The organism is Lactococcus sp. UBA7128 (genome assembly GCF_002492185.1).
Classification (GTDB): Bacteria; Bacillota; Bacilli; order Lactobacillales; family Streptococcaceae; genus Lactococcus; species Lactococcus muris.
In genome coordinates this window covers 18,268-42,866 of the sequence record NZ_DKXK01000031.1, presented here as the reverse complement: position 1 = coordinate 42,866, position 24,599 = coordinate 18,268, and the positions used below count along the sequence as shown (strand labels likewise).

30 protein-coding genes are annotated in these 24,599 nt (G+C 40.5%); all 30 read left to right on the top strand.

Annotated features, from left to right (window positions below; all coding sequences use genetic code 11):
• Positions 1-127: 127 nt before the first annotated feature.
• Positions 128-1,117, top strand: coding sequence for a nucleoid-associated protein (locus B4H39_RS04085; protein ID WP_251421134.1), 990 nt, complete (start codon positions 128-130; stop codon positions 1,115-1,117).
• A gap of 73 nt (positions 1,118-1,190) precedes the next feature.
• A complete protein-coding gene (locus tag B4H39_RS04080) occupies positions 1,191-2,486 on the top strand; it encodes a hypothetical protein (protein ID WP_251421132.1) in 1,296 nt (431 codons plus the stop codon).
• 66 nt (positions 2,487-2,552) lie between these two features.
• The gene (locus B4H39_RS04075) at positions 2,553-2,885 is read left to right on the top strand and encodes an HNH endonuclease (RefSeq protein ID WP_251421130.1); all 333 of its coding nucleotides are present in this window, start codon (positions 2,553-2,555) and stop codon (positions 2,883-2,885) included.
• Between the two features lie 146 nt (positions 2,886-3,031).
• Positions 3,032-4,324 (top strand): hypothetical protein, encoded by a 1,293-nt coding sequence (locus B4H39_RS04070; protein ID WP_251421128.1) that lies wholly within the window; start codon positions 3,032-3,034, stop codon positions 4,322-4,324.
• Between the two features lies 1 nt (position 4,325).
• Positions 4,326-5,336, top strand: a complete 1,011-nt coding sequence (locus B4H39_RS04065) for a hypothetical protein (protein ID WP_251421126.1) — start codon at positions 4,326-4,328, stop codon at positions 5,334-5,336.
• Complete coding sequence (locus tag B4H39_RS04060; RefSeq protein ID WP_251421124.1) at positions 5,333-5,554, top strand: hypothetical protein; 222 nt, start codon at positions 5,333-5,335, stop codon at positions 5,552-5,554. The genes B4H39_RS04065 and B4H39_RS04060 overlap by 4 nt, the downstream gene beginning before the upstream one ends.
• A gap of 92 nt (positions 5,555-5,646) precedes the next feature.
• Positions 5,647-7,056, top strand: coding sequence for a DEAD/DEAH box helicase family protein (locus B4H39_RS04055; protein WP_251421122.1), 1,410 nt, complete (start codon positions 5,647-5,649; stop codon positions 7,054-7,056).
• A gap of 76 nt (positions 7,057-7,132) precedes the next feature.
• The gene (locus B4H39_RS04050; RefSeq protein WP_251421120.1) at positions 7,133-7,609 is read left to right on the top strand and encodes a capsid assembly scaffolding protein Gp46 family protein; all 477 of its coding nucleotides are present in this window, start codon (positions 7,133-7,135) and stop codon (positions 7,607-7,609) included.
• 3 nt (positions 7,610-7,612) lie between these two features.
• Positions 7,613-8,503, top strand: a complete 891-nt coding sequence (locus B4H39_RS04045; protein WP_251421118.1) for a phage major capsid protein — start codon at positions 7,613-7,615, stop codon at positions 8,501-8,503.
• Between the two features lie 304 nt (positions 8,504-8,807).
• Positions 8,808-9,320, top strand: coding sequence for a hypothetical protein (locus tag B4H39_RS04040; RefSeq protein WP_251421116.1), 513 nt, complete (start codon positions 8,808-8,810; stop codon positions 9,318-9,320).
• Between the two features lie 59 nt (positions 9,321-9,379).
• A complete protein-coding gene (locus tag B4H39_RS04035; protein ID WP_286927521.1) occupies positions 9,380-9,928 on the top strand; it encodes a hypothetical protein in 549 nt (182 codons plus the stop codon).
• Positions 9,928-10,227 (top strand): hypothetical protein, encoded by a 300-nt coding sequence (locus B4H39_RS04030; RefSeq protein ID WP_286927520.1) that lies wholly within the window; start codon positions 9,928-9,930, stop codon positions 10,225-10,227. The genes B4H39_RS04035 and B4H39_RS04030 overlap by 1 nt, the downstream gene beginning before the upstream one ends.
• Before the next feature lie 4 nt (positions 10,228-10,231).
• Positions 10,232-10,630, top strand: a complete 399-nt coding sequence (locus tag B4H39_RS04025; protein ID WP_251421110.1) for a phage Gp19/Gp15/Gp42 family protein — start codon at positions 10,232-10,234, stop codon at positions 10,628-10,630.
• Positions 10,617-10,955, top strand: coding sequence for a hypothetical protein (locus tag B4H39_RS04020; protein WP_251421108.1), 339 nt, complete (start codon positions 10,617-10,619; stop codon positions 10,953-10,955). The genes B4H39_RS04025 and B4H39_RS04020 overlap by 14 nt, the downstream gene beginning before the upstream one ends.
• The gene (locus B4H39_RS04015) at positions 10,948-11,184 is read left to right on the top strand and encodes a hypothetical protein (RefSeq protein WP_251421106.1); all 237 of its coding nucleotides are present in this window, start codon (positions 10,948-10,950) and stop codon (positions 11,182-11,184) included. Before B4H39_RS04020 ends, B4H39_RS04015 begins: the two co-directional genes overlap by 8 nt.
• Positions 11,185-11,520, top strand: a complete 336-nt coding sequence (locus B4H39_RS04010; RefSeq protein WP_251421104.1) for a hypothetical protein — start codon at positions 11,185-11,187, stop codon at positions 11,518-11,520.
• Between the two features lie 13 nt (positions 11,521-11,533).
• Positions 11,534-12,148, top strand: a complete 615-nt coding sequence (locus B4H39_RS04005) for a phage tail protein (protein ID WP_251421101.1) — start codon at positions 11,534-11,536, stop codon at positions 12,146-12,148.
• 8 nt (positions 12,149-12,156) lie between these two features.
• Positions 12,157-12,432: a hypothetical protein gene (locus tag B4H39_RS04000; RefSeq protein WP_251421099.1), complete on the top strand. Its 276-nt coding sequence runs from the start codon at positions 12,157-12,159 to the stop codon at positions 12,430-12,432.
• A gap of 11 nt (positions 12,433-12,443) precedes the next feature.
• Positions 12,444-12,812, top strand: a complete 369-nt coding sequence (locus tag B4H39_RS03995) for a DUF5361 domain-containing protein (protein ID WP_251421097.1) — start codon at positions 12,444-12,446, stop codon at positions 12,810-12,812.
• On the top strand, positions 12,812-15,199 hold the full coding sequence (locus B4H39_RS03990) for a phage tail protein (RefSeq protein ID WP_251421095.1): 2,388 nt from the start codon (positions 12,812-12,814) through the stop codon (positions 15,197-15,199). The genes B4H39_RS03995 and B4H39_RS03990 overlap by 1 nt, the downstream gene beginning before the upstream one ends.
• 13 nt (positions 15,200-15,212) lie before the next feature.
• Entirely contained in the window at positions 15,213-16,112 is a 900-nt protein-coding gene (locus B4H39_RS03985) for a phage tail domain-containing protein (RefSeq protein ID WP_251421093.1), read from the top strand.
• A gap of 4 nt (positions 16,113-16,116) precedes the next feature.
• Complete coding sequence (locus B4H39_RS03980; protein WP_251421091.1) at positions 16,117-17,244, top strand: siphovirus ReqiPepy6 Gp37-like family protein; 1,128 nt, start codon at positions 16,117-16,119, stop codon at positions 17,242-17,244.
• Between the two features lies 1 nt (position 17,245).
• Positions 17,246-18,559: a pyocin knob domain-containing protein gene (locus tag B4H39_RS03975; protein ID WP_251421089.1), complete on the top strand. Its 1,314-nt coding sequence runs from the start codon at positions 17,246-17,248 to the stop codon at positions 18,557-18,559.
• Between the two features lie 6 nt (positions 18,560-18,565).
• On the top strand, positions 18,566-18,985 hold the full coding sequence (locus B4H39_RS03970) for a hypothetical protein (protein ID WP_251421087.1): 420 nt from the start codon (positions 18,566-18,568) through the stop codon (positions 18,983-18,985).
• Complete coding sequence (locus tag B4H39_RS03965) at positions 18,975-19,247, top strand: hypothetical protein (RefSeq protein WP_251421085.1); 273 nt, start codon at positions 18,975-18,977, stop codon at positions 19,245-19,247. The genes B4H39_RS03970 and B4H39_RS03965 overlap by 11 nt, the downstream gene beginning before the upstream one ends.
• Positions 19,237-19,473, top strand: a complete 237-nt coding sequence (locus tag B4H39_RS03960; protein WP_251421084.1) for a phage holin — start codon at positions 19,237-19,239, stop codon at positions 19,471-19,473. The genes B4H39_RS03965 and B4H39_RS03960 overlap by 11 nt, the downstream gene beginning before the upstream one ends.
• A gap of 9 nt (positions 19,474-19,482) precedes the next feature.
• Complete coding sequence (locus tag B4H39_RS03955; protein ID WP_251421083.1) at positions 19,483-20,274, top strand: N-acetylmuramoyl-L-alanine amidase; 792 nt, start codon at positions 19,483-19,485, stop codon at positions 20,272-20,274.
• 540 nt (positions 20,275-20,814) lie between these two features.
• The gene (locus tag B4H39_RS03950) at positions 20,815-21,027 is read left to right on the top strand and encodes a hypothetical protein (protein WP_251421082.1); all 213 of its coding nucleotides are present in this window, start codon (positions 20,815-20,817) and stop codon (positions 21,025-21,027) included.
• Positions 21,028-21,107: 80 nt separating this feature from the next.
• A complete protein-coding gene (lepA, locus tag B4H39_RS03945; protein ID WP_369918124.1) occupies positions 21,108-22,934 on the top strand; it encodes a translation elongation factor 4 in 1,827 nt (608 codons plus the stop codon).
• A gap of 383 nt (positions 22,935-23,317) precedes the next feature.
• Positions 23,318-24,148 carry an Rgg/GadR/MutR family transcriptional regulator gene (locus B4H39_RS03940; protein ID WP_251421081.1) on the top strand — a complete coding sequence of 277 codons (831 nt, stop codon included), beginning with the start codon at positions 23,318-23,320 and terminating at the stop codon, positions 24,146-24,148.
• The last annotated feature ends 451 nt before the right edge of the window (positions 24,149-24,599 follow it).

The following is a 24,599-nucleotide window of genomic DNA, read 5'->3' as shown; positions in this document are numbered from 1 at the left end:
TTAAAAATACAGGTATTTTTATATTTTTATTATTAGTGCTATAATATAAGGGTTAATGTATTATTATGGAGGAACCTAAACATTGGAATACTTAAGGATTTTTCATTATAAAATTACTGAATCAGGTATGAAGCCTAGTGCAGGGAAAATCTATACTGCTGAAAGTGGAGCTTTAACAGAAGAAATTCAAAAATTTTTTAATAAACATGTTAAAGATATTTTAGAATCAAAAAGAACAAGAAATAGTAGGTTTAAAAAAATAGATTCTCCTTTTTTGCAATATTTTGAGGGAATATTTGATTCTTATGATAAGTTTGATCAAAAATCAAAGCTTTTAAATACTCGTTTTTATAATAAATTGGCTCAAGCACAGAAAAAAGATTTTCTACTTATTATATTTGACTCAAGTTATGAAGGGGAAAAATGTCTTGGAGTACTCACAATGGAAGCTAAAAAGGGGCTTCAACTTAGCGGTGATATTTTATCTATAATAAATGATTTGTTACCTGATTCTGGAGCAAAATTAAAAAAAGCAGCAATTGTATTTGAAAGAGAAAGTTTGACTTTTAAAAAAGAACAAGAAACTACTGTCGGTGATGATGAAATGAGTATACGACATGCAGTTGTTATTGATCGTCAAACTCCAGATATCACTAATCATTTTATGGATTTTTTAAATAGTGAAATTATCCCGGATAAACCGACAGAAGTTACTAAGATTCTGCTTAGGGCATTCCCAAAGGTCTTAAGTAAGTATCTTTTGCCAGACTTCAAAAAGAAGGACATACAAAATGAGATAAGAAATATGTTCTCAACACGCAGAGATTCAAATTTTGATAGTATAACTCATACTCTAAAAACTAAATTTCTATCCGAAGATAAACTAGAAAAAGATAGTATTGATGTGGACGATTTGAGTTTGCAAGTTTTTAGAGAAGCTAAAAAACAAAGTTCAGCAATTACTTATTCTTTTACTGCAGAATCCAGTCGATTCTCGAAAAACATTATTAAAGATTTGAAAGGAGGGAAAAATATTAATTTGGTTATCTCAGAAAAGAGCATAGAAGAAGGGGATGTAAAAATTAAAAACCTTGAAAAAAAGATGAACCATATATAATAGTAGAAGTAAAAAGAGATGCAATAAAATTAGAAAAGACAATATAACTTGGATTAGAGAGGAGAAATGAATAATGAGAGACCTATATCATAATATTATTGATTTTTCTTCAAAGCATTCAGATATAATAGAACGTTTCAACTTAATTGAAAACTTGTTAGTGAAACAAATTATTGAGTTTAGTAGTTTACCAGAAGATAAAAATTATTTTATAAAGACTATTGAAGATTTAAACGATAAAATTAAAGTGGAAGTTGATGAAGTTGAGTTAGGCACGAAGGATAGTTTTCAACAGATTAATTTTACGGAGGCAGATATTAAAATTGTTATAACATACGATTTATGCCATACTACACAAATTAATATTATAAAAGAAAAAAATATAAACGAAATTTTTCGAGAAGTGGTCAAGAAATTTAAACTCAAAGATATCAGAAAAATAAATAATGAAATTTTATTAAATTTAATTAATAATAGTGAAAAATACTCACTTAAATTAAAAACAAATTGGGCTGCTTTCTTTAAAGATAAACATTATTCAGAAAAAAAGTCACTAGTCCTTCCGGATTTAATTCCTATGAATATACAGGAGAAGTTCTCCAGAGAAATATTTGAGGCATTTATTGATTTAATTGCTGAGAAAAGAATTGGTGATGATTATCTGATAAGTTTAACTGATAACAAAACTTTGAATTTCTCAAAGGAAAAACTTCCAGATACTCCTGATAACAGCAATATATATTCAATCATTAAATATATTTTTGATGATGAGTATAGATATGATGATAAGCTAAAAATATTCAGAACTATACTTAGTAAAGTGTTAAGCGATACTGAGATTAGAAATATCAATTGGGATAGAATTTTACAGACATTAAAATCTAACTATTCTCTTTTTATTAATGAAAAGATGGAAGATTTTATTAGATTAAAAACCTCTTTGGCTAAACAAGCATCAACGTTAAATCAAGTCGTAGATAAAAGTATTGATAGTAAAGTTGATGAATTTTCCAAGCAAATACTTATAATAGTTGCAACAGTTTTATCTAGTTTTGTGGTTAAAATTGGTAGTAATAACCAGTTCATTCTCATTAGTTCAGCCATAGCGTATGTTGTTTTAATTTTAATTTTTAATCTTATAAAAGGTATTCATTTTTCTTCAATAAGTTTCAAAAAAAGTATGGAAGGCATAAAAAATATAGATAAAAGTTTGAAAGAATTAGAGTATTCGAGTAACAATGATGTATTGAATAATAGTTCAAATAACATAAATTCGTCACTTAAAAAGTTAAGCCTAATTGAAAATTTGCAATTTGCTTTACTTTTACTTATTACTATAGGGTTAATTGCTATGCTTGTTATTGCATAAGAATATTATATAGATAAAGCTGTCAGAAATGGCGGCTTTTTGTATTTTGATATTGAAGGAGGGGACATGACTTTAAGAGCTGACCGAACAGGAGCCCACCGGGTAGGCTTTGACAAGAACAAGAAGCGACTGCTTAAGACACAGAACACTTGCGGGATATGTGGCAAGCCCATTGATAAGAAACTCAAGGCACCACATCCATTGAGTCCAGTTGTTGATCACGTTGTTCCAATCAACAAAGGCGGACATCCATCAAGCATGGAGAACTTGCAGCTGGCTCACTGGACATGCAACAGACAGAAGTCTGACAAGTTATTCAACGTGAAGAAGGAAGAACCTAAGGTAATTGGCAACAGGAACCTTCCACAGAGCCGTGATTGGGCTTCTTACGTGTCTTAGGTATTTCTGGATAAAAATATTAGGAGAGATTTAAAATGCGACAGCGGAAAAATTAGGGGGCGTATCCCCCTCTCCTGGGCTCAGCCCGAGCTTCACGCCGTCACTGTACATTTTTTCTCGCGCGACAACTGAAAGGAGTTGAATAAATGGCCGGAAAAGGCATGAGTTACCTGAAAACAAAGCTGTCTGCTCATAAATCGCGGGTAGATATGCGATATAAGCAATATGCGATGAAACACCATGACATGACGGTTGGAATCACAATCCCGCCAGAAATGAGGGCACGATTTCGCGCAGTTCTGGGCTGGACGGCTAAAGGAGTGGACACTCTGGCAGACCGTCTTATTTTCCGAGAGTTCGCCAATGATGGTTTTGAAGTAAATGAGATTTTTCAGGCAAATAACCCTGACGTTTTTTCAGACAGCGCCATTTTGTCGACTCTGATTGCATCGTGCAGCTTCACTTATATTTCAAAAGGAGATAATGGCGAGGTGCGCTTGCAGGTCATCGAAGCCAGCAACGCTACGGGGGTTATCGACCCAATAACTGGGCTTTTGACGGAAGGTTATGCGGTACTTGAACGAGATGAGCATAATAGCCCGATTCTTGAAGCGCATTTCTTGCCTAACCGGACGGATTATTATCATGCGGATAAATCGAAGGATTTTTCAAGCTACCACAATGCTGGACATCCGCTCTTAGTGCCAATTATCCACCGTCCTGATGCAGTTCGACCATTTGGAAGGTCAAGGATTACGCGGGCAGGCATGTATTATCAGAGATACGCCAAGCGAACGCTGGAGCGTGCAGATGTGACTGCTGAGTTTTACTCCTTCCCGCAAAAATACGCGGTGGAGACTTCTGCTGATTCTGACCCTATGGATAAATGGAAAGCGACTGTTTCAAGTATGCTGGAATTCACCAAGGACGAAGACGGCGACAAGCCAACACTTGGGCAGTTTACAACATCAAGCATGACTCCATTTACTGAACAGCTTAAAACGGCTGCGGCTGGTTTTGCGGGAGAAATGGGCTTGACTATGGATGACTTGGGCTTTGTGTCTGATAATCCTTCCTCTGCAGAGGCTATCAAGGCTAGTCATGCAAACTTAATCCTTGCTGGGAAAAAAGCACAGCGCAGCCTTGGGTCTGGTTTCTTAAATGTGGCTTATGTAGCGGCTTGCTTGCGAGATGATTTCCCATATTTGCGCAGCCAGTTCTCAAATACAAAAGTCAAGTGGGAACCGATGTTTGAACCAGACGCCAGCACCTTGTCAATTATTGGCGATGGAGCCATTAAGCTCAATCAAGCCATACCAGGTTTCATGACTGCGGAAACGATCCAGGACTTGACTGGGATTGTCGGAGGAAAAGCACCAGTCGTTCCAGTTGCTTCAGCTACGCCACTAGCTCAAGCGGTAGATGAGGCGGAGGTATAGCATGGAAGATATAGTTCCAGGACTTTTGGATGCCATTAACGCTGAATTTGATGTTCGGACTTCCAAAAGTATAAAACTTAAAAAAGCCTTTCAGTTATTGCAGGAGGGAAATGTGAGCTATCTTGATGCTCATGATTTTGCGGTGGAAATTAGTCAAATATTGACGGATGTTTTTCGAGAAAATCTTGGTCCAGATATACTTCCAGACGGTAAGATGTACTATAATATTGCTGAGCGAATATTGAATGACACACTGAGTAAAAATCATGAGTTGATTTCTGGTTTTTCTGCAGATGTCCAAACACAATTGAATCAATTAGCAGAGCTTCGTTTAAAAGCTCAAATTCCTGAATTAAATCAAGATAGAATCGATGGTTTGATTAACAGAATTTCGAGTGAGGATTTCGAAAACGTTTCTTGGCTGCTTGGTGATCCGATTGTTAATTTCGGCCAAAGTATTGTAGATGATTCAATCCAGAAAAATCTTGATTTTCAATATAAAGCAGGTCTGAGGCCACGAATTATCAGGAAAGCTGAGAGCAAAGCGTGCAAATGGTGCCAAAATTTAGCGGGTATCTACTTGTACCCTGACGACGTGCCAGATGACATATTTCGGCGCCATCAAAGGTGCCGGTGTTCAACGGACTTTAATCCAGGCGATGGAAAAAGACAAGATGTCTGGTCAAAACGCTGGGAAGCACCTCGGAAAAATGCTAAAATGGAAGCAAGAAAAGATATTGTTGAAGTCAATAAAACCACGCTATATGGAGCACCTAACTCAATTACTCAAATCAATGGCAAGAGAGGTGGTGTAACCAGAAATCATTATGACGAGACAGGCAGATGGGCCAAGCAGATTTCTAATGACCACCATGGATTTCCTAAAAAACACCCTTTTGGAAAAAATGGAGAACATGCTCATGACATTGTTTGGGAAAACGGTAAATTAGTGGATAGGATTGTGCGAGAATTGACAGACGCTGAAAGAAAGGAACATGGTGACATATTATGAATGCAAATAGGCTAAAAATATGGATTGACTCTTTGACAGATGACATCGAGTTTTCTTTCAATGGGAAACATGGTGCGATCATGCCGTTTAATCGCTCAAATATATCGCTTGGATATGATGGTGAGGTTACTGATGTCACTTCTGTAGAGGCAGCCATGTCGACACCATTCATAGAGGGTAAGAACCTGAATGAAATAGCTGAACAACTAGAATTTTAAAGCACCAGCCAAGCGGCAAGGTGCTATTTTTATGCTCATTTTTCCCAGCGAGAGGGTTATCATGCGTGTTAAATGATTGAAAGAGGGATTTTATGACTGCTAATGTACGACTTGGCAATCAGTATCCTACTCAATCGGTAATTATTCCATTTACTGAGTCCAGGTCTGAGGAAGCCATTGGCTTTTATGAGAAAACAGGGCTTGAGAGTTATGAGTGGCAGCGTGAAATGCTTAAGGGCGTTATGGCGGTGGATGATGATGGGCTTTGGGTACATCAAAAGTTCGGTTACTCACTGCCACGCCGTAATGGTAAAACTGAAATTGTCTACATGCTAGAGCTTTGGGCGCTTGAGCAGGGGTTAAGTATCTTGCACACGGCCCATCGGATTTCTACGTCACACTCCTCTTTTGAGAAGCTTAAGAAATATCTGGAGGATTCGGGCTATGTTGAGGGGGAGGATTTCAACTCTATCAAGGCCAAGGGTCAGGAGCGGTTGGAGCTTTACCATAGCGGGGGCGTCATTCAGTTTCGGACCAGGACATCCAGCGGTGGCTTAGGTGAAGGCTTTGACTTTCTCGTCATTGACGAAGCTCAAGAATACACCACAGAGCAAGAGGCAGCCCTGAAATATACGGTCACGGACAGTAAAAATCCCATGATGGTGATGACAGGTACCCCACCGACACCAGTTTCCAGCGGGACTGTGTTTACGCATTTCCGGGAGAAGACCTTGTTTGGTCAATCCAAATATGCGGGCTGGGCGGAGTGGTCGGTGGATGCTGAAAAAGACATTAACGATGTTGAGGCCTGGTACAATTCCAACCCGTCTATGGGCTACCATCTCAATGAACGCAAAATCGAGGCTGAATTGGGTGAGGATAATCTGGACCACAATATCCAGCGCTTGGGCTACTGGCCGAAGTACAATCAGAAGTCTGCTATTTCTGAAAGTGACTGGTCTGCGCTTAAGCTCAACCGGTTGCCGGTGCTTCAAGGCAAGTTATTTGTCGGGATTAAGTACGGGAACGATGGGGCGAATGTCGCCATGAGTGTTGCTGTAAAGACCTTGTCAGGGAAAGTATTTGTCGAAGTGATTGATGCACAATCTGTCCGTAATGGCAATCAATGGATTATCAATTTCCTGAAAACTGCAGACGTGGCTAAGGTAGTCATTGACGGTCAGAGCGGTCAGAGTATTTTGGTTCAGGAGATGAAAGACTTCGGACTGAAAGCGCCAATATTGCCGACGGTCAAAGAGGTCATTAATGCCAACTCCCTTTGGGAACAGGGGATTTTTCAAAAGTCCTTGGCACATATGGACCAGCCTTCATTGACAACGGTTGTGACCAACTCAGAGAAGCGAAATATCGGAACCTCTGGCGGCTTTGGTTATAAATCGCAGTTTGATGATATGGACATCAGTTTAATGGATAGCGCTTTGTTAGCGCATTGGGCTTGTGCAAATACCAAGCCTAAGAAAAAACAACAAGTTAGGTATTAGACGACTAATTTTTTAGTCGTTTTTTTAATACAAAAAATTACCGAACTGCCGGGAAAGCAGGAGAAAGGATTTGACTATGTCAGAATTTAAACCTATCACGTCGCAAGAAGACTTGGACAAAATCATTAATGCTCGTTTGGCTCGCCAAAAAGAGACTATCGAAGCAAAATATGAAGACTATGACCAAGTCAAAACACGGAATGCAGAGTTGGAGACCGAAAATTCTAACTTGCAAGAAACTGTCGCAAAATCTGGGGAAGCTGCCAAAACTCATGAGCAGACTGTCTCAGATTTACAAGCACAAATCGCTAAGCATGAGACATCGCAACTCAGAACTCAAGTCGCGCTCCAAGCTGGTCTGCCATATGATTTGGCGGGACGTTTGCAAGGAGATGATGAAGAGAGTCTGAAAGCTGATGCCGAACGTCTTAGCGGTTTCATGAAACCTAAAGCACCAGCTGCGCCACTTAAAAGCCAAGAGCCTAATCTTGGAGATGGTAAGGACGGCGCTTATAAAGCACTCGCACAAAATTTAAGCACTGAAGGAGAATAAACAATGGTACTTTCAAAAGGAACTCTATTTGATCCAGAACTGGTCTCAGACCTCATGAACAAAGTAAAAGGCAAAAGCTCACTTGCGCTCTTGTCTAAGCAAGTCCCAATCCCATTTAACGGCCAAAAGGAATTCATTTTCACGATGGATTCTGAAATTGATGTCGTGGCGGAGAACGGCAAGAAATCACACGGCGGCATCTCACTTGAGCCAACTATCGTTGTGCCTATCAAGGTCGAATATGGCGCACGTGTATCTGATGAATTTATGATCGCTTCTGAGGAAGAACGTATCAACATTCTCAAAGCATTTAACGAAGGCTATGCCAAGAAGTTGGCGAAAGGTATCGACCTTATGGCGTTCCATGGTATTAACCCCCGTTCTGGTGCGGCTTCTGCTGTCATTGGCAACAATCATTTTGACAGCAAAGTCACTCAGACCGTTGAATTTACGCCAGCAGACCCAGATGCAAACATTGAAGCAGCTGTTGCTTTGGTGCAAGGCTCAGAAGGTGAAGTCAATGGTCTTGCAATGGATACAGCTTTCTCATCTGCTTTGGCTGCAATGCGCACGGGTGGTGATACTAACATCCGTCTTTTCCCAGAGCTTGCATGGGGTGCTAATCCTGGATCAATCAACGGTCTTAAAGCCGACATCAACAGCACGGTGTCAGCGGGCACGGCTGGAGATGTCGCTATCCTTGGCGACTTCGAAAATATGTTCAAATGGGGCTACTCTAAGCAAATCCCGCTTGAGGTCATTCAATATGGTGACCCAGATAATAGCGGTCAAGACTTGAAAGGTTATAACCAAGTTTACTTGCGTTCAGAAACTTATCTTGGCTGGGGTATCATTGACGGAAACAGCTTTGCCCGTATTGTAGACTTGCCCTAAGGTCCCCCAAATTACCCTGAGCGGGGCTGTCTCTACTGACGGCCAGAATGCTGAGCTGACTTGGACTTTGGACGGTGAGTTGCCGTCTGATATTACTAATGTCAAAATAGCTCGCTCTCCTGCTTCGGCAGGTCAAACTTGGGAGATTGTGCTTAATTCGTCAGACCTGGACACCTTTAGTTTCGTGGATACTGAAACATTTGGTGTGGGTAGCTGGAATTATCGCGTAATCTACGAGGATGCACAGGGTAATGATAGGGGGCAATCAAACGCTGCGATTGTCACGTTTCCAGGAGGTGCTTAGATGGCTTTTTCAGTAGCTGATTTGAAGTCTATGTTTGTATCTGGGTCTAAAATGAAGCAACAAATGTTTCATGATCTTATTGATGCGGTTTATCCTAGTGCTGAAAGTCCTAAGGTTTCTGCTGAGCATGATGTGCCCTATTTTAGGATTGAGCGTACTAAGTCTGGTGCTGTCTATAATTATGTGATTGTTGGAGAGCTTAAACCAGCGGAATTCATAGATTTTATGCCGGAAACTGACTACTTATTTGCGGATGTAACTGACTTTCCAGAGCTTGCGTATTATAACAATTCTCCAGCTTTTTCTAATTTGAACGTTATTCAAAATATTATGGGGTCTATTGATACCCTTGTTATGGTACTTAAAAATGGAGGGATTTATCTCAGAAATACTGCATATCAAACATCAATCGCACATGGAGGTAAGTCTTCTGACCCTGATGCTCCAGGACTTGTTACTGCACAGATCGTGGCTCTTATAGGTGATATGCCACTAGAAGGAGAGGAATTTTAATGGCAACAAGTGAAGATTTAAAACAAATGTTTGTATCTGGGTCTAAAATGTACCAGCATATGTTTCATAGTTTGATTGACTATATCGATCAAGTGAAGCAAGAAGCCAAGTCAGAGGTCACGACTGAAATCATGGACATCATTGCCAAGCAACATGAAGTAAGTGAAGTTTCAACGTTCACAACAGCGGACGGTACGGATATTAATTGGTTGAATTATGGAAAAGTTTACTCTATTTGGACTTCTCAGGAAGTTGAAACCGAGTTTGTTATACCCATGAGCGGTCATCAGGTTGCAACGTCTGTAGATGTTCCACCATTAGCTGAATACAAAGGAGACCCGCTGATAGAGCTGGTTTATATTAAAGAGGGTACAATCGTGCTTCCGGCTGCTCTGGCAGAGATTTCAAAAGACGGGGTTTTTGTATATCCAGCTTCGGGCGGTGATATGACTGTCGTTGCAGGGTGGAAGCTCATCGTGCGCAGCGTATTAGTTCTTGACTATACGCCTGAACAAGTAGCTCAGCATAACGCTAAGGTACTTGCTGAGGCAAAAGATGTTCTTGGTGAAGATGCCGTCAATAAATTATTATCTAAAGGAAATGAATGATGATGAAAATATATAAGAATACAAAAACAGGGGCAACTTTTACCACTGCAAGTATCATAAAAGGCGGGGACTGGGTAGAAGTTACTCAAAAAGTAGTCATTGAGCCTAAGGTTGAGGAAAAGGAACCTGAACAGACAGAAGAACTCGTCGAACAGGTTGAGGAAGATTCGAAAACCGAAGTGCCTGACGACATTACCAAAGCCCAAATCATGCAAGAGCTTGATGCTCTCGGCGTGGAGTACAACAAAAAAGCCACCAAGACCGAACTCTATGCTCTGATGATGGCGCAAGGAGAGTGACAATATGGCAGCTTTTGTAACCCTTGACGATTTGAGCAGCTTGTGGCGCCCTTTGAAGCCAGAAGAGCTAGAGCGGGCAGAAAAGCTGCTGGACGTGGTCTCTGATAGTCTTCGCATGGAAGCTGACAAAGTCGGCAAAGACTTGGACGAAATGGTGGCAGAAAAGCCGCCGTTTTTCTTGACCACGGTTAAGTCCGTGGTGGTGGATGTGGTCGCACGAACGCTGATGACCTCGACTGACCAAGAGCCAATGACCCAGACCACGGAAAGTGCGCTGGGTTATTCTTTTTCTGGGTCTTACTTGGTGCCAGGCGGCGGTCTTTTTATCAAAGATTCGGAGCTTAAACGCTTGGGGCTCAAGAAACAGCGAATCGGTGTGAGGGAATTTTATGGGGAAAATTAAAGGCATTACTATCATGTTGATTGACAAGGTCGAGACAGGAAAAGACCCTTTCGGCAAGCCAATTTATTCGGATGTGCCTGTCGAGGTTGAAAATGTTCTGGTGGCTCCAAGCTCAGCTGATGACATCATCAACTCGGTCAATCTTATGGGGAAAAAGGCAGTCTATACTTTGGGGATTCCTAAAGGCGACACGCGCGACTGGGAAGATAAAGAAGTAATCTTTTTCGGGCAACGTTTTAGGACATTCGGCTTCCCTCTTGAAGGGATTGAGGAACTTATCCCGCTAGATTGGAACAAGAAAGTGATGGTGGAACGCTATGGTTAAAAATACTTTTCAATTGAATCGTGCGGGAGTGGCATCTTTGATGAAGTCTGCAGAAATGCTAGGGGTTCTGAACGACAAAGCTACGGCTATAAGAAACCGCTGCGGAGATGGTTATGAACAGGACAGCCATGTCGGGAAAAATCGGGCGAATGCCATGGTCTATGCGGCGACAAGAAAAGCCAAAAAGGACAACAAGAAAAACAATACTTTATTGAAGGCGGTACGGTAGATGATTGAAATTTTAATTTTTGAATATCTAAAAGAGCGGTTATCTGTGCCGGCTTTTTTGGAGATTGAGACGGACATGCCTGATTCTTATGTGGTTTTTGAAAAGACAAGCGGGGCGAAGTCTAATCATATCCTGTCATCTACTTTTGCTTTTCAAAGCTATGGATCGTCCATGTATGAGGCGGCCAAGCTCAATGAAGAAGTTATGACTCTGATTGAAGACATGATTATTTTGGATGAAATCGCAAAAGTTTCGCTCAACAGCAATTACAATTTCACAGATACAGAAACTAAGAAATATCGCTATCAAGCGGTATTCGATATTACACATTATTAGGAGGAAAATTTATATGGCAAATACTGCAAATATTTCGACTGCTAAACCAAAAGTTGGGGGCGCCATTTATTCTGCGCCTTTGGGCTCAGCATTGCCGACAGATGCCACATCAGCATTAGACACAGCTTTTAAGTCTTTGGGGTATGTCTCAGAGGATGGTATGGTAAATGCCAACTCTCCAACATCAGAAAATATACTAGCTTGGGGTGGAGATACGGTAGCAACTGTTCAGACCGAAAAGCCAGATACCTTTGCTTATACTTTGCTTGAAGCGACAAATGTTGACGTCTTGAAAGAGGTTTATGGCTCAAGCAATGTTACAGGTGACCTTGAGACAGGGATTGTGATTACTGCCAATGCCAAAGAGCTTGAGGAGCATGTCATTATCGTCGATATGGTCTTAAAAGGCGGTATCTTGAAGAGAGTTGTTGTCCCTGTCGGCAAGGTCTCGGAAATTGGAGAAATCAGCTATGTGGATGCGGAAGCTATTGGTTATCAGACAACGCTGACAGCAATGCCTGACCAAGCGGGGAATACTCACTATGAATATATCCAAGGGACTGGCACCGTGACCCAAACCGCTGTTATCGGTCAATCAGAAATTGATGGCGATGATGTCATCGGATAGGAGAAACTATGTCTAAAAACATACTTAAAGGCACAACAAAATCGGGATTTCGCTATGAAATTCCAGCACAAAACTTGGACGACTACGAGCTTTTAGAAGTAGCTGCAGAAGTGGACTCAAACATGGCACTAATCCCAAAAATGGTTATTATGCTTCTTGGTGAACGCCAGACCGCAAATTTGAAATCATTCTTGAAAAAGCGAGATGGCTATGTGTCGACTGAAAAAATCGGTGTTGAACTTCATGACATTATGTCTGGGGAACATGAGTTAAAAAACTCCTAGTCCTTGCCAGAATGATAGAGTTAGACGAGGAAGCGCTCATGTGCGACCTTGCAGAGACCTATCACATACATGACTATAGACAGCTACCTGCCAGAAGGATAGCTGTTTTTTCTTTAGGCTTGCGGGACGATTCACGAATCAAGATGAGGTTGAGTGGACAGGCTGTGTCGCTTGATTCTATGCTTCAAGCGGCTGTTCATGACAAGCTCAGTCTTTTGGTCTGGATGAAGACCAAGGACGGTGCGAAGAATGTGAATCGGCCGAAAATGGTTACTGAATCACTCATGCCACAGTCCAAGAAAGAGAATAAAAATGTGTCATTCAATTCTGGTGAGGATTTCGAGAAAACACGCCAGCGACTCTTGAAAGGAGGGCAATAATGGCAACTGAACTAGGAAAAGCTTATGTGCAAATTGTCCCTTCGGCAAGAGGTATTTCTGGAAGTATACAAAAGCAAATCGATCCAGAGGCCTCCTCTGCAGGTAGTAGTGCAGGATTCAAACTCGGCAAAGCCCTTTCGACTGCTGTGGTTGCGGCTGCGGCAACGGCTGTTGCAGGTCTTAGTGCGATTATCGCAGGCTCTATTACCGAGGGCGCTAAGCTTGAGCAATCCTTGGGCGGTGTCGAGACCTTGTTTAAGGAAAATGCAGACAGGGTCAAGAAATATGCATCAGAAGGCTATAAGACGGCTGGTTTGTCTGCAAATGCCTATATGGAGAACGTGACAGGCTTTGCGGCTTCTATGGTTAACTCACTTGGTGGAGATACCAAGAAAGCAGCTGACCTTTCTAACCAAGCCCTGATTGATATGTCTGACAATGCCAATAAATTTGGTACAGACATGGGGCAAATCGCTTATACCTACCAAGGATTCGCTAAGCAAAACTACACCATGCTTGATAACTTGAAACTAGGTTACGGTGGTACTAAGGCGGAGATGGAGCGACTTTTGGCAGATGCTGAAAAGTTATCTGGTGTTAAGTACGACATTTCAAGTTTTGCGGAGGTCACTCAAGCTATTCACGTTATTCAAAAAGAAATGGGTATCACAGGGACAACGGCGCAAGAGGCTGCTCAAACATTCAGTGGCTCATTTGCCGCGATGGCTGCATCTGCTCAAAATGTTTTCGGAGGTCTCGCCACTGGATTCAACTTAGAGCCCGCTCTTAAAGCCTTAGTCACGACAAGCTCAACTTTCTTATTTGATAACCTTATCCCCATGGTGGGGAATGTTATCAAAGCCTTACCCGGTGCTATAACAACCTTTTCCTCAGAGGCTGGAAAAGTTATCTCTGAGCGTTTTGGTATTGGCATTGGCTCAGGTTTGTCAGGTATTGGGCCTAAGGTTATGAAGGCAATTGATCCGATTGTTCAAGGATTTAAAACGGCTTTTTGGCAGTTGCCAGGGCTTTTTAATTCCGTGGTTTCCACGATTGGACCAATCATTGGAAAAATCGGCGAGGCATTTACAAAATTAGATTTTAGCGGTATTCAATCTCTGATTTCTAAGATTATCCCAGCTGTACAAACAGGATTTTCAACCATGATGTCCATCGTTGGGCCAGCCATTGAAAAAGTGGTCGAATCATTCAAAAACATGTGGAATGCGGCGCAGCCACTGATTTCAATCCTTGCTGGCGCACTTATGCCAGCCTTTCAAGTTATCGGCTCATTCTTGGGCGGTGTGTTCAAAGGGATATTGTCTGGTGTTTCTTTTGCATTTGATGCAATTGGAAAAGCAATCACAATCTTGACACCAGTCGTTTCGCTTTTAGTGAGTGGCTTTAGAAGCATTGCCCCCGTACTGTCCAACATTGCGACCTGGGTCGGTACTGTTGTCGGTATGTTCACAGGATTAGGCGGTGCTGGTGGGTCACTGAGAAACATTTTAACAGGTGCTTGGAACGGAATTAGATCCGCAATCCAGACAGCTGGTAATGTGATTAGTTCAGTCATTAACGTGGCCAGAAGCATATTCACTGCTTTCGGTGCAGCAGGCGGAACTTTAAGAGGTGTTTTAAGTACAGCTTGGAATGCTATTAGGTCTGTCATCTCTGGTGCAGGCTCAGCCATTAGCGGTGCCGTGAATGGCATAAGAGGCTTCTTCTCTGGCTTTTCTGGTGCGGGTAATTCTCTTAGAAGCGTTCTGTCTTCTGCTTGGAATGGTATCACTTCGGTAATATCTAACGCCCGAAACACAATCAGCGGTATCATCAATAGCATTAAAGGGATTTTCAATAGCCTGTTTAATGTTAATTTATCGGGGGCAGGTTCTGCCATCATTAATGGTTTCTTAGGAGGTCTTCAAGCTGGCTTTGATAAAGTAAAAGGCTTTGTCGGTGGTATTGCTGATTGGATCAAGAAAAACAAAGGTCCGATTTCATATGATAAGAAATTGCTGATTCCAGCTGGTAAGGCCATCATGAACGGATTGAACAGCGGTCTTCAAGACCAGTTTAAGTCAGTCAAGAAAACCGTGTCAGGAATTGCTCAATCAATTCAGCAAGTCATCAGTGATGAAATTGACACAAGCATTTTCCCTGATGATCCGTGGGACCCTGATTTTGATTTTGGCAGAGGTGTACCAGATGTTGCAAGCGCACAAAGAGCTATAAATAGCTTTAAGTTTGACCAACCAGGCAGTGATAGTGGTAAGACTGAAATACAAGCCCCTATGACTGTTATTGTGCGTGAAAATCCGTCAGAGCGTGAAATCGCACGCCAGCAAAAACTGCAATTTCAACGAGCAGGATTAAAGTTTGTATAGAGAGGAATGAGAAATGCAAATACTTCCAACTATTGAAGTCTTTTATCGTAACGTTTTAGGTGAAGAACTCAGAATGGACCGATTCGGGCCGATTTATTTAAAAAGCTATGAAGGTTTTGGAACTCCTGAAAATGAAGTTTATTCACAGAAAACTTTCGGAAAAAGAGGTCAGAGAAAGACTGGTTCAAGCTCGCTTTCCTATCGAGATATGTCGATCAAGCTCGCCATTAAAGAGCCAAGTTTTGAGGCTTTGCAGGAGCATGAGCGACAAGTTATGCGAATACTTAACCCGGAGCTTGCTGGTACTATCCTTTTTAGAGATAATACGGGCTTTTATAGTATCGATGTCGAGGTCTTGAAGGGCTATGAAGCAGATGAGAGTAATAGTGCCTCAACTGCGACAGCTACACTAGAGTTTCGGGCATTAGACCCGGAATGGCGTGATGAAGATGTCGCAAATAAAGCAATTCCCCTTTCTTTATACAAGAATAAACTAAAGTTCCCACTTGCTATAAAACCTGGTTTTGCATTTGCCACTTTAGTCCCTGGAGAAATTGTAGAAATTAAAAATAGAGGTGACTTTGCTGTGGGCTTTGAACTGGATATTCGATTTAGTGGATTAGTGACTAATCCCCGAGTCTACAATGTCATTACTCAAGAATTTTTTGGTTGGGACGGTGAATTTAGCAGTGGCAGTAACTTATATTTATCTACGATTTACGGAAAAAAGGAAACGTGGTATAAAAGCGAAGATGGTGCTCTGTCAACAAATGCAATGAAAATACGTGCAGTCGGTTCGTCTTTCTTTGAGCTTGATAATATAAATACAAATCATTTGGTAATGCAAGCAGATAGTAATGTTGAACATGCGATATCAAAAATTTCATTCACACCACTAATTATAGGAGTTTAGCAATATGGTATATGTTGAATTTTATAATCGGATAGGTGACACAGGGTTTGATTTTGTATCTGAGGGAATTTTAGAATCGTTTAAAAGTTTAAATATAAATTGGCGTGCTTATAAGCACCACGATTTTCAAATGACAGCTTTATTTAATGAGCACAGTATAAATCTATTAAAAGTTGATACTGTGCTTTTAATTGAAGATTGCTTTTTTTATGTTGAGGCTGTGCGAGTCGAGGATAGTACGACAGGAATGATAAACATATCAGGAAAGAGTCTTGCTGGAAAAAGTACAAAGCGTATTGTCTATCCGCCATATTCTACAAATTCAGTGCGGCCAGAAGTTATCGCTTATGACTTACTTAACAGAAATATGATCACTTCAACTTCTGACAGGCAGTTGAAGTATTTAACTTTAGGTGCAACGCCCAATTTTGGAACAAATGCTATCCCTTATCAAAATAGTTATGGCGTGCTTTCCGAGGAAGTTAACCAGCTTTGTACTGCTTATGAGCTGTGTTTTCGTGAAGTGCCGATTAATCTAGAAAATCCAATTGCTCAGATTGAATTTTACAAAGGTCGGGACTTGAGCGGCATCGGTGGCGTTGAGTTTAACTTGAAATTTGAAAACATGACATCAGAATGTTTTGAACACAGCATTGCTGACTGGGCTACTGCAGCTTATGTCTTTGGTGAAGGTGAGGGTGCTAATCGTAAGAGTGTTATCGTTACCCAAGACATATCCACAGGAAGGCCTCAAGGTCTTGATATAAACGAAATTTATGTGGATGCTAGAGATTTGCAACAAACCTTCCAGAATGATGCAGGCCAACAAGTTACATTAACTGATGAACAGTATCGCGCACAGCTTATTCAGCGTGGAGAACAGTCACTTGCTCAACGTCCATTGATTCTCAATATAAATGGTGATATTGATACTAAAAGTCAGTTATTCAAGTTCAAGAAAGATTACGACCTTGGTGATCGAGTACGTCAAACTAGCGATTTGTTTGGTCTGACAAAAACCGCAATTCTTACAGAAATGCAGGAAACGTGGGATGCGGATGGTCATCATTTAACACCGACTTTTGACAAAGAAAGTCCAACAATATTTGATATTTTGAAAAGGAGAAATTAACATGACTCAAACGAGCTTTCCATGGAATGATGTTGACGGAGACCGTCTCTATGATGCAGAAGATTTTAAACGCTTCTTTGCAGCATTTCTAAAGACAGGGGTTGTCATGTCCTTCAAGGAGGGACTGCGTGTCCAGTCTACGCAAAACGGGATGAATATACAGGTCGGAGCTGGTTCTGGTGTTATCAATGGTCTCTCTTATATGAATGATGAGCCGATTGGAATTCAAGTTGATGTTGCCTCATCTATTCAATCTCGAAATGATTCAGTTGCACTTAGATATGATGCTGGTGTACGAGATGCATATCTGATTTACAAGTCAAGCGATGTGACGGTTATTAGGAATGATACAATTTTTGAATTACAGCTTGCGGTGATTAACGTGCCAATGAATGCGACGCAGATCACCGATGCCAATATCACAGACAAGCGCTCTGACCCGACAGTGTGTGGTTGGTCAACACCTTTTGACAACATCAATGTAGACGGTATTGTTGACCAGTACAAATCTATTTTTGAGCAGGCTGATATTGAATTTCAGACATGGTTTGAAAATATGAAAGACCAGCTTTCGGAAGATGCAGCGGGAAACTTGCAAAATCAGATTAATGCACTAAATTCATCCGCAGTAAAGATAACTGGCGACCAGACTGTTTCTGGCAATAAAACCTTCACAAATAACGTGAGTGTCAAAAACTTAGAAGTTACTGACCCCTTCAACGCTGACACAGCTTCCAAACCTCTGTCTGTACCTATAACTGCAACGGACGACTTCAACAATCTTGTCGTCTATGGACAGTATTACAAGAGAAACATCGCTACTGTGGCTAATCAGCCTCCCGGAGTTTCTGTACATGGACACTTAGAAGTGTTAATCGGAGCTGGTTCAGAGATTATGCAAAGGTATAGCGATTGGGGGACCAACAATGCCGTATATACTAGAAGGCGAGATAATGCTGGCAATTGGGGGGCATGGAACGGAATGCCTTCTTGGAGTGCTTTTGGGAGTATTGCGACAAGTTCAGCAGGTTGGCGGAGAATCGGGAATGAAGTTACTATCCGCATAGTTGGCGGAACGACTGGGAATTTCCCAGTAATAACTTCCGCTGGAACGACTATAGGAACTCTACCAGCGGAAGCTAGACCGAGGGAATCGATAACAATAGCGGCAAGTGGACGAGGTGCTGGAGTCCAAGCGCAGTTAACTATTGAGACAGACGGACGTGTTATTGGTAACCGCTGGGGCGGAAATGATGTGTATTCGCAGCATTCATCAAATATGATGTTTAGCTTATTTAATACTCATAGAAAGTGAGGGAATATGACGAGGAAACAATTAAGATTTGAACTTTGGTTCGGGGTACTGTCTGCTTTCGTGGCTTCGGTGGTGCTTTTTCTTCCACCGTCAAATAATATGAAGTATGTCCGTAACAATCCAGTAGATGCTGGTTTCGTTGCTGATATAGCTATGAATCAAGCCTTAGTGAATGTGATTTTTTCAGTGATGTTAGCCGCAAGCGTTATCCTTATTTTGTCAGTGCTGTTCAAACAGAATAAGAACATCATTGCGATAAGTCATGCAAGCATTGCTGTTTGTTTGTTCATATTGACGATGATATTATCTTTGATTCAGATCATGTATTATACAGAAACGGGAAATACAGTTTCTTTCTCTGGACTCTATATAGGCATTGCTACTTTTTTGGCATACGAAACGATTGGGGGAGACATTGACAGATAAGACTTTAACGGCTGTTTCGATTGTTTCGCCGATTGCGGCAGGTGTGATTGGTACAGTTATTGCCTATATCAAATGGCGCCATAGCCAACGAGAAAGCAAACTCGATAAGCTGACCAGTGAAGTTGAGCAGCTTAGAAACGACATCCACGAAATGCGAAACAAACACTTTGATGAAGTTACACGTTACAAAATAGAAAATGCTGAACTCAAACTTGAACTTAGCAATCTTAGATTAAAAATGGAGAAGTATAATGAAGAATAACATCTCACCGGGTACGATTGCCCGCACGGCGATTTTAGCTCTAGCCTTGATTAATCAAGCGCTGACTTTGGCAGGTCACAGTATCATTCCTGTCAATGATGGAGACATTGAGCAGTTTGTGAGCTTGCTCTTTACGGTCGGTGCTGCGCTTGCGGGTTGGTGGAAAAACAACAGTTTCACGCAAGCAGCGCTTCAAGCGGATGATTACAAGAAGAAACTGAAATAAGGAGGGGAAATGGCAAACCATATCATTATTTATGGCCACGGTGCGGGAGACCCTGGTGCTGTCGGTCATGGTCTGACGGAAGCTAGCTACTACCGTGATAAGCTTGCCCCGTTTATTCGTAAATGGGCAGGGAAGCTTAAAAACAATACGCTGACGGTTGCGAATGAAGCTGAGAATCAGTTTGTTGAAACTCAAAAGGGCAAGGGGATATACTCCATGCGCAACTTTGCCAGCATTACTGAAATGCACCTTGATGCAGCAAGCGGAACAGCAAAAGACGGGCATGTCATCATTGCCAAAGGCTTTGCGCCTGATGCAGCAGACAAGCGCATTAGGGATGTCGTTAAGAAACATGTTGGCTTACGTCCAAATTATCCGGACGGCTTTAGCTATCGTAATGACTTGCTTAACCTTAATGTTGCAGCAAGCCTTGGCATTGGCTATCGCTTGGTGGAGCTAGGCTTCATCACGTCAGCAGAAGACACACAACAAATCACCGCAAACATGGATGCATTAGCTAAAGATTTAGTGCAAGCAATCACTGGCGAAGTTATCGCAGGTGGAACAACAACGCCAGAAACTGGCGGAAATTCAAACAATAAAGGAGAAATTGAAATGTATTTAATTCACGCAATCGACACTGGGAACTGGTACGTATCCAACGGCGTACAGTGCCGTTGGATTAGAAGCGAACGTATGCTTAAAAATTACAAAAACGAATTTGGAAAGCTCAATTTACGTGTAGATAATATGTATAGCACTGAGCTTTACAAAGAGTTTCCTAAAGATAAAATCTTATAATGATTACAATCCCTCGGCTTTGGCTGGGGGATTTTTTGTTTTCTATTTGATATTTTATAGGATAGAAAATTATTTGTGAGTCCTATTTGATAAAATAGCAAATGTGTTATAATATAGTCCTGTTCTTATAGGCAAAAATCTAGTTAACTCTAGGTTTTTTTTGTATTTTTCATAGTTTATACTTGACATAGTTGTACAACTATGCTATAATTAGTACATAAAGTAAAGAAAGGAGAAAAGATGGACGACCTAATAAAAGCCGCCACCTTCGTAAATCTAGTTTTGATAAGTGCCCTAACACTTAAGAAACTAATGAAAGACGAAGATAGCGGCAAGAAGTAACGGCAAGAGGCGAAAGCCTCAAGCTGTTTTCGTGATACCATCTTAACAAATTAAAATGAAAAAAACAACATTACTTATCTTTCTATTTGTTACTTTACTATTTATAGCATTACTTTTTACAAGTTTCTGGTGGGCTTCGGTAATTTATGCTATTATGGTAGGTGCATATAGTATTCTGGCTAGAAGGGGATAAGCTGTATGAGTGATCAAAAGAAACGTAAAGCAATTTATAATCCAGAAGCAGATAAACGATATTTAGAAACACTTACAAAAGAGCAAAGGTTAGAAAAAAATAGACGGGCAGCATTTACTCGAGCTAGGAACTTCATTAGGGATAAAAAATATACTGAAGAAGAATTTCAAGAATTAAAGCAGATAATTGAAGCACATGAAAATGATCTAAAAAAATAATTTGCCCCTTTTTAGCCCCTTCATAAAAAATATTACTAATGAGTGGTATTAATAAAGCATATCAATTTATTAAGGAAATAATGATGAATATAGAAGAAATGAACGCGCGCAAGGAAAAAATCCGTAACTTTTCAATCATCGCGCATATTGACCATGGGAAATCAACTCTGGCTGACCGTATCCTTGAACTGACTGAAACGGTTTCGAAACGTGAGATGCAAGCCCAGCTTTTGGACAGTATGGACTTGGAACGTGAACGCGGTATCACGATTAAGCTGAACGCTATCGAGTTAGAGTATACGGCAAAAGATGGAGAAACCTATATTTTCCACCTGATTGACACACCAGGACATGTCGATTTTACCTATGAAGTTTCGCGCTCATTGGCAGCCTGTGAAGGAGCCATTCTTGTCGTCGATGCAGCTCAGGGGATTGAAGCGCAGACATTGGCGAATGTTTATCTGGCTCTGGACAATGACTTAGAAATCTTACCAGTCATTAATAAAATTGATCTTCCTGCAGCAGATCCTGAGCGCGTACGTGCAGAGATAGAAGATGTTATCGGCCTTGATGCTTCAGAAGCCGTTCTCGCATCAGCAAAAGCAGGTGTAGGTATCGAAGAAATCTTGGAGCAAGTCGTGGAGAAAGTTCCAGCGCCCCAAGGTGATGTTGATGCGCCGCTCAAAGCCCTAATCTTTGACTCAGTATATGATGCTTATCGTGGTGTCATCCTCCAGATTCGTGTTATCGATGGCTCTGTCAAGGTGGGAGATACGATTCAGCTGATGTCAAACGGTAAGGAATTTATGGTGACTGAGGTGGGGATTTTTACACCAAAAGCAGTAGCACGAGACTTTCTTATGGCAGGAGATGTTGGTTATTTGGCAGCCTCGATCAAGACTGTAGCAGACACACGTGTTGGTGACACGATTACTTTAGCGAACAACCCTGCAGCAGAAGCCCTGGCTGGCTATAAAAAGATGAATCCAATGGTCTTTTGTGGACTCTATCCGATAGATTCTAACCGCTATAACGACTTGCGTGAAGCCCTCGAGCGCTTGCAGCTGAATGATGCCAGCTTGCAGTTTGAACCTGAAACGTCACAAGCACTTGGCTTTGGTTTCCGCTGTGGTTTCTTAGGGCTCCTACACATGGATGTTATCCAAGAACGCTTGGAGCGTGAGTTTAACTTGGACTTGATTATGACGGCGCCTTCTGTAATTTATCATATCAACACAACAGATGGTGAAAAGCTGGAAGTAGCTAATCCGAGCGAATTCCCAGATCCGACTCGTATTGACAGTGTCGAAGAACCCTTTGTAAAAGCACAAATTATGGTACCGAATGAATTTGTCGGTGCAGTTATGGAGCTGTCTCAGCGTAAACGTGGAGAATTTGTGACCATGGATTATCTTGATGCCAATCGTGTCAATGTCATCTACCATATTCCATTGAGTGAAATCGTCTTTGATTTCTTTGACAAACTCAAATCATCTACCCGTGGCTATGCCAGCTTCGACTATGAAATTTCGGACTATCGGCCATCACGCCTTGTGAAGATGGACATTCTTTTAAATTCAGAAAAAGTTGATGCACTTAGCTTCATCGTCCACAGGGACTTTGCTTACGAACGGGGTAAAGTAATCGTAGAAAAGCTGAAAAAACTTATCCCACGTCAACAGTTTGAAGTACCTATCCAAGCAACCATCGGTCAAAAAATCGTTGCCCGTAGCGACATCAAGGCCTTACGTAAAAACGTCTTGGCTAAGTGCTACGGCGGTGATATTTCTCGTAAGCGCAAGTTACTTGAAAAACAAAAAGCGGGTAAGAAACGTATGAAATCTATTGGCTCAGTAGAAGTTCCGCAAGAAGCTTTCCTTTCTGTTTTGTCTATGGATGAAGAATAAACAAGATAATAGAGCTATTTCAAAATTTTTTTGCAAGTAGTAAGAGACAGTCAGTGTAACTGTCTCTATTTTTTTTTTTTTTTGAGAAATCGAGATGCACATTAACCTAACTATTATTGAAAATATATCGAATAATTCTCAAAACGTTGAAGAAGTTGAAGCATGAAAAAAGCACAATCCTCCATATTAGGCATGGTAATTTCTTTAAATTGGAGTACTTTTTTAGTAATAGTCAGATTTGTTATGATAAAATGGGGAGTGAGAAAAGCTATAAAAGTAGAGAATTTAATGAAAGCGGGAAGGACATGAACCAGTATTCACTAAAATATTACTCTTTTATCTGTTAAGGCATGGAGGATGCAGCTTTTTAGGAGGAATGAGCGATGATTTATAAAAAGTATGGAGAAGTATTTAAGAAATTACGCTTACAGCATCATCTACTTTTAAGTGATTTTGAACGAGTAGGTTTATCAAAATCAACCTTATCCTATTTTGAAAATGGTAAATCAATGATTTCTTTAGATAAACTGGATCTGGCTTTACAAGAAATGCATACGACTTTTCGTTCCTATATGCTGATGATTAATAATGATGAGGAAGACTACTGGTTATCTCAATTCAAGGAAATTGAGAAAGGCTATTTTAGTAACAATCGAGAAAGGCTTCAAACCATTTATCAGAAAAATATAAAATACGATATGGAAGAAAACCAAGTCATCGCTCTTTCCGCCAAAGCTTGTTATACAAAGCTTTCGCCTGACGAAATAAAGTATATAGAAAACAAGCTCAAGTCTTATCAAGTTTGGCATAGTTATGAAATGTATATTTTAGTAAATACATTAGAAGAAATTAACCCTGACTTGTTGTATCATCTTATGGAAAGAATTTTATCTCAAAATAGTCAGTACTTAAAAGAAATCACAGAATTTAGAAATCTATTGATTAGGCTAGTTATCAGGACAATTCTTTCGCTGATTAGAAGAGAGGAGAAGGAGTTTTCAGAAAGGTTAGTAAAAGAATTAGATAAACTAATGCTTGTGTTTGATACCTATATAAGAATATCTTCTATTTTTGTAAAGGGATGTTGGATTTATAAATTCGAAGATAAAAATATGGGAATGAAACTTGTAAGTAGAACTTTAAAGATACTGTCAGAAATAGATGCCTTAGAGTTACGAGAAATTTTTAAACATAATTTTGAGCAAATAAAATGATGAGTAGACTTTAAAGTACAAATGGATATATCAGAAGAAAGGGGTTAGGCCCTCTTTTTTTATGGAGTCACGTAATTCACAATTAAAACTAGCAGTATTTGAACACTCTCTATGTTCAATATAAACAAAAAATGTTTATGTAAGTTCGTAAAAGGGCAGAAAAAGATAAGGCGATAAAGGAAAAATCTGAAACCAAAAAAGAGCCATAGAGTGAAAATATATCCAGTAACAGTTCGATTTATCGAACTTCTTCTCATAAATGTTACTTAAATGAACCTTAGAACATAGGATTAATAGTCTTTTCCTTATTTTTTTATAGCAAAACAAATGATTTGTATAGACAATTGTATCAGGTAGACCGTTGATTTAATTTATTTCTTATTATAATATAACGGTATAAGGAATAACAAAATGTATTAAAAAGAGAAAGATTAGGTTTATCTTTTAATTA

Excerpts from the sequence above, each read along its gene's own strand:
- B4H39_RS04085 (WP_251421134.1), top strand. The coding sequence starts at position 128 with ATGAAGCCTAGTGCAGGGAAAATCTATACTGCTGAAAGTGGAGCTTTA.
- B4H39_RS04080 (WP_251421132.1), top strand. The coding sequence starts at position 1,191 with ATGAGAGACCTATATCATAATATTATTGATTTTTCTTCAAAGCATTCA.
- B4H39_RS04075 (WP_251421130.1), top strand. The coding sequence starts at position 2,553 with ATGACTTTAAGAGCTGACCGAACAGGAGCCCACCGGGTAGGCTTTGAC.
- B4H39_RS04070 (WP_251421128.1), top strand. The coding sequence starts at position 3,032 with ATGGCCGGAAAAGGCATGAGTTACCTGAAAACAAAGCTGTCTGCTCAT.
- B4H39_RS04065 (WP_251421126.1), top strand. The coding sequence starts at position 4,326 with ATGGAAGATATAGTTCCAGGACTTTTGGATGCCATTAACGCTGAATTT.
- B4H39_RS04060 (WP_251421124.1), top strand. The coding sequence starts at position 5,333 with ATGAATGCAAATAGGCTAAAAATATGGATTGACTCTTTGACAGATGAC.
- B4H39_RS04055 (WP_251421122.1), top strand. The coding sequence starts at position 5,647 with ATGACTGCTAATGTACGACTTGGCAATCAGTATCCTACTCAATCGGTA.
- B4H39_RS04050 (WP_251421120.1), top strand. The coding sequence starts at position 7,133 with ATGTCAGAATTTAAACCTATCACGTCGCAAGAAGACTTGGACAAAATC.
- B4H39_RS04045 (WP_251421118.1), top strand. The coding sequence starts at position 7,613 with ATGGTACTTTCAAAAGGAACTCTATTTGATCCAGAACTGGTCTCAGAC.
- B4H39_RS04040 (WP_251421116.1), top strand. The coding sequence starts at position 8,808 with ATGGCTTTTTCAGTAGCTGATTTGAAGTCTATGTTTGTATCTGGGTCT.
- B4H39_RS04035 (WP_286927521.1), top strand. The coding sequence starts at position 9,380 with ATGTTTCATAGTTTGATTGACTATATCGATCAAGTGAAGCAAGAAGCC.
- B4H39_RS04030 (WP_286927520.1), top strand. The coding sequence starts at position 9,928 with ATGATGAAAATATATAAGAATACAAAAACAGGGGCAACTTTTACCACT.
- B4H39_RS04025 (WP_251421110.1), top strand. The coding sequence starts at position 10,232 with ATGGCAGCTTTTGTAACCCTTGACGATTTGAGCAGCTTGTGGCGCCCT.
- B4H39_RS04020 (WP_251421108.1), top strand. The coding sequence starts at position 10,617 with ATGGGGAAAATTAAAGGCATTACTATCATGTTGATTGACAAGGTCGAG.
- B4H39_RS04015 (WP_251421106.1), top strand. The coding sequence starts at position 10,948 with ATGGTTAAAAATACTTTTCAATTGAATCGTGCGGGAGTGGCATCTTTG.
- B4H39_RS04010 (WP_251421104.1), top strand. The coding sequence starts at position 11,185 with ATGATTGAAATTTTAATTTTTGAATATCTAAAAGAGCGGTTATCTGTG.
- B4H39_RS04005 (WP_251421101.1), top strand. The coding sequence starts at position 11,534 with ATGGCAAATACTGCAAATATTTCGACTGCTAAACCAAAAGTTGGGGGC.
- B4H39_RS04000 (WP_251421099.1), top strand. The coding sequence starts at position 12,157 with ATGTCTAAAAACATACTTAAAGGCACAACAAAATCGGGATTTCGCTAT.
- B4H39_RS03995 (WP_251421097.1), top strand. The coding sequence starts at position 12,444 with ATGATAGAGTTAGACGAGGAAGCGCTCATGTGCGACCTTGCAGAGACC.
- B4H39_RS03990 (WP_251421095.1), top strand. The coding sequence starts at position 12,812 with ATGGCAACTGAACTAGGAAAAGCTTATGTGCAAATTGTCCCTTCGGCA.
- B4H39_RS03985 (WP_251421093.1), top strand. The coding sequence starts at position 15,213 with ATGCAAATACTTCCAACTATTGAAGTCTTTTATCGTAACGTTTTAGGT.
- B4H39_RS03980 (WP_251421091.1), top strand. The coding sequence starts at position 16,117 with ATGGTATATGTTGAATTTTATAATCGGATAGGTGACACAGGGTTTGAT.
- B4H39_RS03975 (WP_251421089.1), top strand. The coding sequence starts at position 17,246 with ATGACTCAAACGAGCTTTCCATGGAATGATGTTGACGGAGACCGTCTC.
- B4H39_RS03970 (WP_251421087.1), top strand. The coding sequence starts at position 18,566 with ATGACGAGGAAACAATTAAGATTTGAACTTTGGTTCGGGGTACTGTCT.
- B4H39_RS03960 (WP_251421084.1), top strand. The coding sequence starts at position 19,237 with ATGAAGAATAACATCTCACCGGGTACGATTGCCCGCACGGCGATTTTA.
- B4H39_RS03955 (WP_251421083.1), top strand. The coding sequence starts at position 19,483 with ATGGCAAACCATATCATTATTTATGGCCACGGTGCGGGAGACCCTGGT.
- B4H39_RS03950 (WP_251421082.1), top strand. The coding sequence starts at position 20,815 with ATGAGTGATCAAAAGAAACGTAAAGCAATTTATAATCCAGAAGCAGAT.
- lepA (WP_369918124.1), top strand. The coding sequence starts at position 21,108 with ATGATGAATATAGAAGAAATGAACGCGCGCAAGGAAAAAATCCGTAAC.
- B4H39_RS03940 (WP_251421081.1), top strand. The coding sequence starts at position 23,318 with ATGATTTATAAAAAGTATGGAGAAGTATTTAAGAAATTACGCTTACAG.